Consider the following 12,508-nt stretch of genomic DNA (forward strand, 5'->3'; position numbering starts at 1 on the left):
TCAGCCCACGTGCCGTGCCCGACGTCGGGCGGCGAGCTCGTCCTCGCCGTGCGACCGGTCGTCGCCCTCGTCCTCGAGCGACTCGGTCGGCATCTGCGCCAGCGTGCCCTCGATCTCGCGCCACACGCGGCCGACAGCGATCCCGAAGACGCCCTGGCCGCCCTGGACGAGATCGACGACCTCGTCCGGCGAGGTGCACTCGTAGACGGACGCCCCGTCGCTCATCAAGGTGATCTGCGCCAGGTCGTCGACGCCCCGCTCTCGCAGGTGCGTCACGGCGCTGCGGATCTGCTGCAGCGACACCCCGGTGTCGAGCAGCCGCTTGACGACCTTGAGCACCAGGACGTCACGGAAACTGTAGAGCCGGTGGGTGCCGGAACCGCTGGCCGACCGGATCGACGGTTCGACCAGTCCGGTCCGCGCCCAGTAGTCGAGCTGTCGATAGGTGATCCCCGCAACCCGGCAGGCGGTCGTGCCGCGGTATCCGGTGCCGCCGTCCTGCTCCGTGAGGTCCTCACCGAAAAGAAGCCCCTGGGCGCCGGTCGGCGCTGCGCCGGTCTCGACGCTCGCCTCACCGCTGCTGTTCACTGTGCCTCCAAGATGTCGACTCCACGCTAGGACCGCCCCTGGGGGCCGTCAACGACGTAGCGCTCGAGAGGTTCGGCGTGTCGCGGGACGGTGCTGAACCGTGACATGTCGCGGAGCGCTGAACCGTGGCCTTGAACTTCCGGTAGAGGGTTCCTCCACACCATAACCCCCAACCTTCAGGCTGAACCTGAGGGTGGAGGTGGTGTGTCGTCGCCCGGTTCGGTGGGCCCCTCGGGGGTGGTGAAGTCCTCGGCGGTGACGTGGTCGAGAAAGTCGCGAAACTTCTCGACCTCCTTCTGCTGGTCGAGGTCGACGACCTCGACGCCGGCGGCCGCGACCACCTCGGCGGAGCACAGCACCGGGCTCTCGGTCCGCACGGCGAGAGCGATCGCGTCGGAGGCCCGCGAGTCGAGCCGGACGCCGGTGGACAGGACCAGCTCTGCGAAGAAGATCCCGCCGTCGAGCGCGACGATCTCGACCCGGTCGAGGTCGACGCCCACGGCGCCGAGCAGGTCGCGCAGGAGGTCGTGCGTCATCGGCCGCGGCGTAGCGACGCCGGCCTGCGCCATCGCGATCGCGGAGGCTTCGCGGGCGCCGATGACGATGGGCACGGCGAGCTCTGCCGCGGTGTCGAAGAGCAGCACCACGATCTCCTGGTCCCGCTGCTGCTGCCGCACCCCGAGCACCTCGACCGGCACCATCGGGGCCTCGGCCTCGTCGTCGCTCTCCACGCGTCAACGGTATTACGGCACGAGGTCGCACGCTCTGGAAGTCGTGCCGTCGGCAAGGGCTCAGCCGAGGGACGAGGTTCCTTCGCGGACCCAGGCGCTGTGCAGCCGGGCGACGAGGTCACCGAGCTCGTCGGCGAGGCTTGCCGCGTGCGCGCGGCCGTCCGACGTCTGCTGGCTGCGGTACGGAGCGACGACCTGGTCGACGAGGCCGACGTGGCGGTCGGCGGACGAACGCAGCGGCCGCAGGTGCCGGGGCTCGATGCCGTGCTCGGCCAGCCGGGTGGCGAGCCGCACCACCTCGGGCGCTCCGGCATCGAGATATCCCGAGGACGTGCGCAGCAAGCCTGCGGTGATCAGGGACCGGACGAACTCCGGCGGGGTGCTGGTCGCGTCGCAGACCGACTCGACGGTCCAGCGGCGACGGGCCGCGTCGGTCTCCCCCGCGACCGGCGTGGCGAGGCGCGGGGCAGGACCGGGGGCGGGCTCGCCGGCGTCCATCGCGGCGAGCCGTTCCTTGATGACCTTCAACGGCAGGTAGGAGTCGCGCTGCTCCGCCAGGACGAAGCGCAGCCGTTCGACGTCGGCAGGGCTGTACTGGCGGTAGCCGGCCGGCGTACGCACGGGCGTGATCAGCCCCTGCTCCTCGAGGAAGCGCAGCTTGGAGTGCGAGACGGACGGGAAGTCGCCGCGCAGCAGCGCGAGGACCTCGGAGATCCGCATCGAGGCCTGCCTCGAGATCCCGCGCGGCCAGGGCTCCGGGGCGTCGTCGGGCTCCGGGACCGGCTCGATCCCGGCCCCGAAGGTCACGAGACCGGCGCCTGGTCGTCCCGCGGCGCCTGCGGGCTCGCGTGGAAGGACATGCGGAACTTGCCGATCTGCACCTCGTCGCCCGTGGTGAGCTTCGCGGCGTCGATGCGGTCGCGGTTGACGTACGTGCCGTTCAGCGACCCGATGTCGCGCACCACGAACCGGTCGCCCTCACGGACGAACTCCGCGTGCTTGCGCGAGACGGTCACGTCGTCGAGGAAGATGTCCGCCCGCTCGCTGCGCCCCGCGATCGTCCGGTCGGAGTCCAGGAGGAAGCGTTCGCCGACCGCGCCGGAACCGTACTGCACCACCAGCAGGGCGGAGTGTCTCGGCAGCGCGGCCACCGCCGCGCCCTCCTCGGCGGTCAGAGGGATCCGGGGAGCCTGCTCCTCCGCGGGCGCACCGAGCCTACCGAGGTGGGCCGTCGTCTCGACGCCCGTCTCGTGCGGGATTGCGCGGGGGTCCGTCATCAGTCCTCCTGGCTGGGTCGGCCGGTCCGACGTGCGCCGTCGTCCGTCAAACCTACCCTCTCACCGGTCGTGGCGGGAAGCCGCACGAAGCGTCGCGGCGCGACTCATCCCTCGGGTCCTCGGGGCGTGGCGTACTGCGGCTCGGGCGGTTCGCGCACCGCGGTCACCTCGACCTCGTCGTGCTCGGTGATCGTGGCCTCGGCCCCGGCGGTGCGCAGGGTCGCCAGAGCACCGCCGGGGATCTCCAGCGCGGGGCTGAGCGTCGACGGGTCGCCGATGACGGTCCACCGGTACGGCGGGTCGAGCGCCTGGCCGTCGACGACGATCCCCTCGTCCGTGTCGCTGAACGACGTCGAGGTCACCAGGCGGATGCCGTCGAGCTCGACCACTTCCGCGCCCGCGTTGCGCAGCTCCTCGAGCACGTTGAACATCTTCGAGGCGTCCAGGAGGCCGCCCCGGTCGCGCACCACGATCTCCACGCCGGGTCCGACGGCGGGCAGGCGGCCCGACAGGATGCCCTCGGCGCCGGCGCGCTCCTCGGCCAGGTCGACCGCTGCCTGCGCCTGGCCGCTGCCCGACTGCAGCTCGTCGCGCGTCCCGGAGAGCTCGGCGACCTGCTCGGCCAGCTGTTCGGAGCGTTGCGTGACCTCGTCCAGGAGCCGCACGAGGTCGTCCTGGCGCGCGGACGACAGCGGGTCCTGAGCGGACTGCTGCACCTGGACGACGAGGGCGAAGCCCAGCGCGGCACACAGCACCGCGGCCAGGAGCTGCGACCGGTTGGCGCGCGGACGCATCGCACCGACCAGGGCTCGCCACCCGTCGGGCGGCGGCACGGCCGACGCGGCGCCGTCGTCGCCCCGCTCGTTCGCGTCGTGTCCTGCGGCGAGGTCCGGCACCTCAGGCACCGCCGGGACCGCACCCGTGCCCGGGCCGGGCCACGTCCCGGGGACGCTCGGGCTACCCGCGGAGGACGGCGAGCCCGCGCCGCGCTCGCGCGACTCCTCGGCGACCTGCGGGCCGGTGATCGTGGCCACGGGGACGGACAGGTCGAGGGGGTCCGGCGGGCCGGAGTGCTCGGCGGGACCGGCATCCTCGGCCCGGTCCGGCCCGTCGGCCTCCTCGGGGGCGCTCTGCGCGGAACCCGCCCCGTCCGGGGTCGCACCGGAGCCCGACGCGTCTCCCCCGCCGACCGGCGACGCATCGTGCTCGGCCTGCGACTCGGGAGGTGTGTCCGCCGAGCCGTCGTGCTCGCGGCGTTCGTCGCTCATGCTCACGCCCTGAACAGGTGCCGTCGGATCGCTGCGGCGTTGGAGAAGATCCGGATGCCGAGCACGACCACCACCGCCGTCGACAGCTGGGAACCGACGCCCAGCTGGTCGCCCAGGAAGACGATGAACGCCGCCACGAGAACGTTCGACAGGAACGACACGACGAAGACCTTGTCGTCGAACAGCCCGTCGAGCTTGGCGCGCAGCCCCCCGAAGAGCGCGTCGAGCGCCGCCACCACGGCGATCGGCAGGTACGGCTGCAACGCGACCGGCACCGTCGGGTGCAGGACCATCCCTGCCACGACACCGATCACCAGCCCGACCACGGCGATCATGGAATCTCCTCCTGGCTCTCGTCCACGTCCGGCTCCACCGGTTCTGCGTAGCGCAGACCCTGCCCACCCACGCTCGGCAGGTCGATCTCGTCCACCGTGGCCATGCTCGACCCGATGCCCCACTCCGAGGACAGGTACTGGGTGTACGCCGGAGCGCCGGTCCGAGCGTACGCGGCCTGCATGTCCTCCGGGTCACCGACGGCGCGTACCACGTACGACGGGCCCGGCAGCGGCACCAGGTCGACGAGGATCGCCTCGCCCGCGTGCCGGATGGCCGACAACGACGTCAGCCGCTGGCCCCCCACGCTGACGGCCTCGGCACCCGAGGCCCACAACGCGTTGACGACCGTCTGCAGGTCGACCGCCTGGACTCGCGTGTCCGAGGCCGCGACGTCCGGGTCCAGGTCCGCGTCGCTGTCGCTCAGGGTGAGCTCCAGGCCCGGGCCGGACACCGCCGTGGCGCCCGTCACGACGCCGTCCAGACGCAACCGGTCCAGCAGCCCCTGGTCCGCGGCAGACAGCGCCGCCGACTGCAGCTCCTCGATCTCCTCGTTGAGCGCGACGGTCTGCGCCCGCAGCTCGTCCGCCGACTGCTGCCGCTCGGAGATCTCCTGCTCCAGCAGCTCACGGGCCGACGGCCCGTCGGACGGCGCCCTGAGCTGCTGCGCGGCCGCCACCGTCATGAGGCCCAGCAGCACGGCGACCAGCAGCAGCAGGAGCGTCCCCGCCCCCCGCGCAGGGGCCTCACCCGCCGCACGACGGCGGGCGGCCTCGGCGTAGCCCGCGTCCAGCGGCTTCTCCATGACCTCGACCAGGAGCGTCATGGACGCGTCCGGCCGCCGGTCCGGCGGTACCCGGGTCATCCCGGGCCCTCCTGACGATCACCCTGCTGCAGGACCAGCCGGCGCGTCTGCACGACGTAGTGCCAGCCGGCCAACCAGTACAGCCCGATGCCCCACCAGGCGAACGCCCAGCCCACCGCGTGGGAGACGGTGCCCACCGCCCCCGGCGTCTCGGCGAGGAGCAGCAGCGGGAAGGCGTACAGCAGCGCGAACGTCCCGGCCTTGCCGGTCATGCTCACCGCCAGCGGACCGTAACCGTGCCGAGCGAGGACCGGGGCGAGACAAGCCAGCAGCACGTCACGCAGCACCACCAGGGTCAGCACCCACCACGGCACCACGCCGCGCCACAACAGCCCGACGAGCGTGACCAGGATGAACAACCGGTCCGCCGCGGGGTCCAGCATCTGACCGAGCTTGGTCACCTGGTTCAGCCGCCGCGCGAGGAACCCGTCGAGCCAGTCGCTGGCGCCGGACACCGCCAGCACCACCAACGCCCACACGTCCTCGCCCGAGACGATGAGCACGGCGAACACCGGGACGAGCGCCAGGCGCGCCATGCTCACGACGTTCGGCACCGTCCACACGGCTGCGTCGCCCTGCCCTGCCTGCACGATCACCGCCTGTGTCCACCGAGTCCCCTGCCGCGCACATCCTACGCAGGACCGGGCAGAGCCTGCGGCAGTGGGCAAACTCACCGGGCACCTCACCACCGCCCGGCGCTCGCGACCCGTACGATGGGACCAATCCATCGGAGTTCGTCGTCCTCCCGCGTGTTCGTAGGCCCTGGCAGTCGATCAGACAGCCAGCCAGGTGCAGGTGTGTGTACGGGATCGAGCGACCGCCGTGCCGCAAGGCACGGCAGGACTCCCACCCCGCACCCGACGAAACGGTCACTTCGCCATGAGCACCCCTGACTCCACGCTGCCCACCGAGGCCCAGGTCACCTTCGCCGACCTCGACCTTCCCGCACAGCTGCAGAAGGCCGTCGACGACCTCGGCTTCACCACCCCCTCCCCCATCCAGGCCGAGGCGATCCCCGCCCTCCTGGCCGGCCGCGACATCACCGGCGTCGCCCAGACCGGCACCGGCAAGACCGCCGCCTTCGGCATCCCGCTGCTCGCCGCCGTCGACCCCGCCGCCGACGTCTCCCGCGGGCACGTCCAGGCCCTCGTCCTGGCCCCCACCCGCGAGCTCGCCATGCAGGTCGCCGACGCCGTCGAAAGCTTCGCCGCCCACATGCCCGGCGTCCGGGTGCTGCCCGTCTACGGCGGCGCGCCCTACGTGCCCCAGCAGCGCGCCCTGCGCGACGGCGTCCAGGTCGTCGTCGGCACGCCCGGCCGGATCATGGACCACCTCGAGCGCGGGTCGCTCCACCTCGACACCGTCAAGTTCCTCGTCCTCGACGAGGCCGACGAGATGCTCCGCATGGGCTTCGCCGAGGACGTCGAGAAGATCTTCGGCCAGGCGGCCACCGAGCGGCAGGTCGCCCTCTTCTCCGCGACCATGCCGCCCGCCATCCGCGCGGTCGCCGACACCCACCTGAACAACCCGGTCCAGGTCGCCGTCTCGCGCCAGTCCAGCACCGTCACCGCCGTCGAGCAGACGTACGCCGTCGTGCCGTTCCGCCACAAGGTCGGTTCCCTCGTGCGCGTCCTCGCCACCTCCGAGGCCGACGCGACCATCGTCTTCACCCGCACCCGTGCCGCCGCCGAGGAGGTCGGGGTCGCCCTCGTCGAGCGAGGCGTCTCCGCCGCGACCATCTCCGGCGACGTCGCCCAGAAGGAGCGCGAGAAGATCGTCGAGCGACTGCGCAACGGCTCCCTCGACGTCCTCGTCGCCACCGACGTCGCGGCCCGCGGGCTCGACGTCGACCGCATCGGCCTGGTCGTCAACTTCGACATCCCCCGCGAGCCCGAGGCCTACGTGCACCGTGTCGGGCGCACCGGCCGCGCCGGACGCACCGGCCGCGCGCTGTCGTTCGTCACCCCCCACGAGCGCGGCAAGCTCAAGCACATCGAGCGCACCATCCGGGCCAAGCTCACCGAGGTCGAGATCCCCTCCCCCCGCGACGTGTCGGCACACCGGGCCCGCACCATCCTCGGCACCGTGCCCGCACGCCTCGAAGCCGGCCGCCTCGATCTCTACACCGAGCTCCTGAGCGAGCACCTCGCCCCCCGCGAGGACGGCACCGCACCGGACGCCGCGCAGGTCGCGGCCGCGCTGCTGGCGCTCGCGGTCGGCGACGACGGCCCCGCGCACCGTGCCGCCCAGGAGGAGCACGAGCGGGAGCGCGCCGAGGTCAAGGGCGGGCGCACCCGCGAGACGCACCGGGCGGAGCGTGGCGACCGGGACGGCGACCGCACGCGTCGCCACCCGCGGGCCGACCGTGACGGCCGTGGTGAGTCGGGCCGCGGCATCCGCCGTCCGGCCGAGGGCACCCGCTACCGCATCGCCGTCGGGCACACCCACGGTGCCCAGCCGCGCGGCATCGTCGGTGCGCTGACGAACGAGGGTGGTCTGCGCGGTGGCGACATCGGCAAGATCGACATCTTCGGCAACTTCTCCCTGGTCGACATCACCAAGCCGCTGGACGACGCGGCGATGAACCGCATCGGCCGCGCCAACGTCGCCGGTCGGCAGCTGCGGATCTCGGTCGACAAGGGCGCCCCGGAGCGTCGCGCACCCCGCACGGAGCGCCGACCGGCGCACGCCGCGCACTGAGCGAGGCAGGTCAGGGGCTGTCGGGGGCCTCGCCGAGCTGACGGGCCAGTGCCTGCAGCCGGCGGGCCTCCGCCATCCCCCGCTCGCCGTCGGCACGCTGGATCCCCATGACGGCCAGCGTGCCGCCGTCGGCGAGGTCGAGGATCACCCACGGGTCGTTCACCGTCAGCCGGACGGCGACCACCTCGGGCCACGCGACGCGCCGTCGGCGGACGATGTTGCGCACCGTGAGCCCTTCGGCGTCAGGCTTCGCGTGCACGCCACCCAGCCGCCAGAGCAACCACACCGCGAAGATCGCGAAGGCGACGAGCGAGACGCGCGTCCCGGCACCGAGCAGGACACCCTGCTCGGCGAACAACGCCACGAGCAGGCTCCCGCCCGCGGCGACGACGCCCGTCACGACGACCGCGACGCGCGTCCACCACGGACGGAAGGTCCGGAACCGGTCCTGCTGCTGCGTGCCGTCGTCACTCATCGTCTACAGACGGCTCGCGTGGATACGGGTCACCAGGATGCCGCGCGCTCCGACGTCGTACAGCGCGTCCATGACCCGGTTGGTCTCCGAGCGCCGCACCATCGAGCGCACGGCGGCGGACTGCCCGTTGTGCAGGGGTGACACCGTGGGCGACTCGAACCCCGGCGTGACGGCCACGGCCGCGTCGAGCAGCTCGGTCGGCACGTCGTAGTCCAGCAGGACGTACTCCCGCGCGGTGATGACACCCTGCAGCCGACGGGTGAGGATGTCGATCCCGTTCGGGACCTCGTCGCCGGACCGGCGGATGAGCACGGCCTCGGAGCGCAGGATCGGCTCGCCGAAGACCTCGAGCCCGGCGGCCCGCAGCGTGGTGCCGGTCTCGACGACGTCGGCGATCACGTCGGCGACCCCGAGCCGTACCGAGCTCTCCACCGCGCCGTCGAGGTGGACGATGGCCGCGGGCTCGACGCCCTGCCGCGCCAGGTACCGCCGCACGATCGTGGTGTACGACGAGGCGACACGCTTGCCGGCGATCTGGGCGACCTCCTCGATCGTCCCGGCGGGAGCGGCGAACCGGAAGGTCGACCCGGCGAATCCGAGCGGGAGGTGCTCCACGGCGTCGGCGTCGGAGTCGAGCATCAGGTCGCGCCCTGTGATCCCGACGTCCACCGTTCCGGCACCGACGTAGACGGCGACGTCCCGCGGACGCAGGAAGAAGAACTCGACGCCGTTGTCGGCGTCGGCGAGCACGAGCTCGCGGCTGTCGCGGCGCTGGCGGTAGCCGGCCTCGCGCAGCATGTCGGTGGCTGGAGCGGAGAGCGAGCCCTTGTTGGGGACGGCGATGCGGAGCAACGGGTTACCTCGTTCGGATCGGGCGGGACGACGGCGATGGTGCGGATCGGAGCGCGCGCTGCGGTCCGGTGTCGGGCGACACCGGACCGGGCGCTCACAGATGCGCGTACACGTCGTCCAGCGTGAGCCCCTTGGCGATCATCAGCACCTGCAGGTGGTAGAGCAGCTGCGAGATCTCTTCCGCCGCAGCCTCGTCCGGCTCGTGCTCGGCGGCCATCCATACCTCGGCGGCCTCCTCCACGACCTTCTTGCCGATCGCATGGATGCCGGCGTCCAGCTGAGCCACGGTCCCCGACCCCGCGGGTCGGGTGCGGGCCTTCTCGGACAGCTCGGCGAACAGGGAGTCGAAGGTCTTCACCCCACCAGCGTAGACGCCGACCCCGGTCGTCCAGGCTTTGTCCCGGTGCGCGGGACGGAGGTCACAGGTGTGATATCGGCGCTTGGCACACTATTTCTATTGAAGGAACAAGGCTCCCCTGCTGCGGAGATGCTCGCTGATCCCCCGCCTCAGTGCGTGTGCTTGCTCGCCAGGTCCCGGAGCACGTCGATCTCCGCCGGGACGTCGTCCGCCCCGAACACCGCGGATCCCGCGACGAAGACGTTCGCCCCGGCGTCGGCCGCCCGCTCGATCGTCTCCCGCGACACTCCCCCGTCGACCTGGATGTGCACGTCGAGCCCCGACTCGCTGACGGCACGGCGTGCCCGCCGGATCTTGGGCAGGGTCCCCTCGATGAAGGACTGGCCGCCGAACCCGGGCTCGACCGTCATCACCAGGATCAGGTCCACCTCCGCCAGCAGGTCCAGGAAGGGCTCCACCGGGGTCGCAGGGCGCAGGGCGACGCCCGCCCGGGCACCCAGCCGGCGCAGCTCGCGTGCGAGCCGCACAGGCGCCCGTGCGGCCTCGGCGTGGAACGTGACCGTCGCCGCGCCCGCCTCGGCGTAGGCGGGCGCCCAGCGGTCGGGGTCCTCGATCATGAGATGCCCGTCGATCGGCACCGGAGAGATCTGCACCAGCCGCTCGAAGACCGGCAGGCCGAGCGTCAGGTTGGGCACGAAGTGGTTGTCCATGACGTCGACGTGCGCGGCGTCCGCCGTCGCGATGACCTGGAGGTCACGCTCGAGGTTCGCGAAGTCGGCCGACAGGATGCTCGGGTTGATCAGGGCTGCCATGGCTACCAGCCTAGAGCCGGGCGCCGGTCGGCACGTCCCGGCTCGCCCGCTCAGGGACCACGTCGGGCGTTGAGCCGGGCGGCCTGGCGCACCAGGTGATCGCGCTCCGGCAGGCTGGACGCCGCCCGCGCGGCGTCGGCGTAGAGCCGTGCCGCGGTCGCCGGGTCCCCGTCTCGCTCGTGCAGGTACGCGGCCGCCGCGGTGAACCGCGGCAGGGCAGGGTCGAGCTCCTCCAGCGCGGCGAGGCCGGCTCTCGCGCCGTCGGCCTCGCCCACCGCGACGGCCCGGTTGAGCCTGACCACCGGGCTGTCCCTGACCCGCAGGAGCTCGTCGTACCACTCGACGATCTGCACCCAGTCGGTCTCCTCGGCCGTCCGGGCATCCGCGTGGAGCGCGGCGACGGCGGCCTGAGCCTGGAACTCGCCGAGCCGGTCCCGCACGAGCGCCGCCTGGAGGATCTCGACCCCCTCGGCGATCAGGCGTGCGTCCCACCGCCCGCGGTCCTGGTCGGCGAGGGGCACCAGGCTCCCGTCGGCCCGGGTCCGGGCGGCACGGCGGGCGTGGTGGAGCAGCATGAGGGCGAGCAGTCCCGAGACCTCCGGATGGTCGACCTTCGCGCGGAGCTCGCGCGTGAGGCGGATCGCCTCGGCGGCCAGGTCGACGTCGCCCGAGTACCCCTCGTTGAAGACGAGGTAGAGGACACGCAGGACGGTCGCCACGTCACCCGCACGGTCCAGCCGGACACCGGCGACCGTGCGCTTGGCACGGCTGATGCGTTGCGCCATCGTCGCCTCCGGCACCAGGTAGGCCTCGGCGATCTGCCGCGTCGTCAGCCCGCCGACGGCCCGCAGCGTCAGGGCGACCGCCGAGGCGGGTGAGAGGGCGGGATGCGTGCAGAGGAAGTACAGCCGGAGCGTGTCGTCCGTCGATCCTCCCGGGCCCGGCGGCGGCTCGGCCCCGACCCGGGTCTCGCGCTGCCGACGGGACGCGTCCGCGCGGACCATGTCGAGGAACTTGCGCCAGGCGACCGTGACCAGCCACCCCTGCGGGTCCCGGGGCGAGCCGTGCGGCCACCGGCGCACGGCCTCGACCAGCGCCTCCTGGACGGCGTCCTCTGCCGTCGCAAAGTCGGCTCCGCGACGGCAGAGGACGCCGATCACCGTGGGCGTGAGCGCCCGCAGCAACGCTTCGTCCACCGGCTCACTCCATGACGGTCGGCGGTTCGGTGAGGAACGGCCGCAGCTCGAGCCACTCGTGGATCGGACGGCCCCCCGCACCGGGCGCCGCCGACAGCTCCCCGGCCAGCTCCACGGCTCGTTCCTGGCTCTCGACGTCGATCACCATCCAGCCCGCGATCAGGTCCTTGGTCTCCGGGAACGGGCCGTCGGTCACCGGCTGCCGCCCCTCGCCGTCGTACCGCACGAACATGCCCTCCGGGGAGAGAGCGTGACTGTCGACGTACTCGCCGGTGCCCTCGAGCCGGGCCGCGAAGTCGTTCATGTACTGGACGTGCGCGGAGACCTCGTCGGGCGTCCACCGGTCCATCGGCACGTCGTTGACCGAGGCCGGCGCACCCCGGTAGTGCTTGAGCAGCAGGTACTTCGCCATCGTTCGCTCCTTCGTCGTGGCGGCCGTCGTGGCCGCTCTCGTCCCGGGGACGGAGCCGAGCCGGCATTCTCGACATCCGGTCACGCACCATCCTGACCGGGCCCCGGTACTCTCGCGCCGTGGACACACCCGCCGCCCGGCCGCTCGTCCGTCCCGCCACCCCGGACGACCTGCCTGCCGTCGCCGCGATCCTCGAGCCGTACGTGCTGGGCACCGCCGTGACGTTCGACGAGGATCCTCCTGGGGTCCCGGCCTGGGAGGCCCGGCTGGACGACCTGCACGACCGTGGGCTGCCGTTCCTCGTCGCGGAGGTCGACGGCGTCGTCGTCGGGTACGCCTACGCCGCTCCGTGGCGTCCGAAGGCGGCGTACCGGCACACCGTCGAGACGACGGTCTACCTCTCCCCCGTGGCGCAGCGGCGCGGGGTCGGCACCCGGCTGCTCTCCGCGCTGCTCGACGCCTGCTCCCTGGCCGGCGTGCGCGAGGTCGTCGCCGTCGTCGCGGACGACCCGGCAGCGGCAGGATCGCTGCCGCTGCACCGCCGCCTCGGCTTCGAGGTGGCCGGCGTGCTGCGCGACGTGGGGGTCAAGCACGGGCGCAGCGTCAGCACGATGCTGCTGCAACGCTCCCTCCACTGACGC

The 12,508-nt window shown here is 72.6% G+C and carries 16 protein-coding genes; 2 read left to right on the plus strand and 14 right to left on the minus strand.

Annotated elements, in window-relative coordinates:
• The 8 genes from ACH5HR_RS01425 to clsA all read right to left on the minus strand — a co-directional run bounded on the left by ACH5HR_RS01425 (position 1) and on the right by clsA (position 5,652).
• Positions 1-588, minus strand: a complete 588-nt coding sequence (locus tag ACH5HR_RS01425) for a MerR family transcriptional regulator (protein ID WP_402371805.1) — start codon at positions 586-588, stop codon at positions 1-3.
• Between the two features lie 176 nt (positions 589-764).
• Entirely contained in the window at positions 765-1,289 is a 525-nt protein-coding gene (locus ACH5HR_RS01430) for a bifunctional nuclease family protein (protein ID WP_416476402.1), read from the minus strand.
• Positions 1,290-1,379: 90 nt separating this feature from the next.
• Positions 1,380-2,126, minus strand: a complete 747-nt coding sequence (gene ftsR / locus ACH5HR_RS01435) for a transcriptional regulator FtsR (protein WP_416475867.1) — start codon at positions 2,124-2,126, stop codon at positions 1,380-1,382.
• On the minus strand, positions 2,123-2,596 hold the full coding sequence (locus tag ACH5HR_RS01440) for an FHA domain-containing protein (RefSeq protein WP_416475869.1): 474 nt from the start codon (positions 2,594-2,596) through the stop codon (positions 2,123-2,125). Before ACH5HR_RS01440 ends, ftsR begins: the two co-directional genes overlap by 4 nt.
• Positions 2,597-2,700: 104 nt before the next feature.
• Positions 2,701-3,864, minus strand: a complete 1,164-nt coding sequence (locus tag ACH5HR_RS01445; RefSeq protein ID WP_416475871.1) for a DUF881 domain-containing protein — start codon at positions 3,862-3,864, stop codon at positions 2,701-2,703.
• 2 nt (positions 3,865-3,866) lie between these two features.
• Positions 3,867-4,199 (minus strand): small basic family protein, encoded by a 333-nt coding sequence (locus ACH5HR_RS01450; RefSeq protein ID WP_402371798.1) that lies wholly within the window; start codon positions 4,197-4,199, stop codon positions 3,867-3,869.
• On the minus strand, positions 4,196-5,062 hold the full coding sequence (locus ACH5HR_RS01455; protein WP_402371797.1) for a DUF881 domain-containing protein: 867 nt from the start codon (positions 5,060-5,062) through the stop codon (positions 4,196-4,198). The genes ACH5HR_RS01450 and ACH5HR_RS01455 overlap by 4 nt, the downstream gene beginning before the upstream one ends.
• Entirely contained in the window at positions 5,059-5,652 is a 594-nt protein-coding gene (clsA, locus tag ACH5HR_RS01460) for a cardiolipin synthase ClsA (protein WP_402372086.1), read from the minus strand. The genes ACH5HR_RS01455 and clsA overlap by 4 nt, the downstream gene beginning before the upstream one ends.
• Before the next feature lie 289 nt (positions 5,653-5,941).
• On the opposite strand from clsA, the gene ACH5HR_RS01465 reads away from it, so the two are divergent.
• Positions 5,942-7,762, plus strand: coding sequence for a DEAD/DEAH box helicase (locus ACH5HR_RS01465; RefSeq protein ID WP_416475873.1), 1,821 nt, complete (start codon positions 5,942-5,944; stop codon positions 7,760-7,762).
• A gap of 10 nt (positions 7,763-7,772) precedes the next feature.
• On the opposite strand, the gene ACH5HR_RS01470 is transcribed toward ACH5HR_RS01465, so the two are convergent.
• The 6 genes from ACH5HR_RS01470 to ACH5HR_RS01495 form a co-directional block, all read right to left on the minus strand.
• On the minus strand, positions 7,773-8,237 hold the full coding sequence (locus ACH5HR_RS01470; protein ID WP_416475875.1) for a PH domain-containing protein: 465 nt from the start codon (positions 8,235-8,237) through the stop codon (positions 7,773-7,775).
• Positions 8,238-8,240: 3 nt separating this feature from the next.
• On the minus strand, positions 8,241-9,089 hold the full coding sequence (gene hisG, locus ACH5HR_RS01475; protein WP_402371792.1) for an ATP phosphoribosyltransferase: 849 nt from the start codon (positions 9,087-9,089) through the stop codon (positions 8,241-8,243).
• Positions 9,090-9,183: 94 nt separating this feature from the next.
• The gene (locus tag ACH5HR_RS01480) at positions 9,184-9,447 is read right to left on the minus strand and encodes a phosphoribosyl-ATP diphosphatase (RefSeq protein WP_402371790.1); all 264 of its coding nucleotides are present in this window, start codon (positions 9,445-9,447) and stop codon (positions 9,184-9,186) included.
• A 149-nt stretch (positions 9,448-9,596) separates the two neighbouring features.
• Entirely contained in the window at positions 9,597-10,259 is a 663-nt protein-coding gene (rpe, locus tag ACH5HR_RS01485) for a ribulose-phosphate 3-epimerase (RefSeq protein ID WP_402371788.1), read from the minus strand.
• A 50-nt stretch (positions 10,260-10,309) separates the two neighbouring features.
• Positions 10,310-11,455: an RNA polymerase sigma factor gene (locus ACH5HR_RS01490; protein ID WP_416475877.1), complete on the minus strand. Its 1,146-nt coding sequence runs from the start codon at positions 11,453-11,455 to the stop codon at positions 10,310-10,312.
• A 4-nt stretch (positions 11,456-11,459) separates the two neighbouring features.
• A complete protein-coding gene (locus ACH5HR_RS01495; protein ID WP_402371784.1) occupies positions 11,460-11,867 on the minus strand; it encodes a YciI family protein in 408 nt (135 codons plus the stop codon).
• Positions 11,868-11,986: 119 nt separating this feature from the next.
• Here ACH5HR_RS01495 and ACH5HR_RS01500 point away from each other — a divergent pair, with 119 nt between their 5' ends.
• Complete coding sequence (locus ACH5HR_RS01500; protein ID WP_416475879.1) at positions 11,987-12,505, plus strand: GNAT family N-acetyltransferase; 519 nt, start codon at positions 11,987-11,989, stop codon at positions 12,503-12,505.
• Positions 12,506-12,508 lie beyond the last annotated feature (3 nt).

It is taken from the genome of Isoptericola maris (genome assembly GCF_048065335.1).
GTDB classification, from domain to species: Bacteria; Actinomycetota; Actinomycetes; order Actinomycetales; family Cellulomonadaceae; genus Isoptericola; species Isoptericola rhizosphaerae.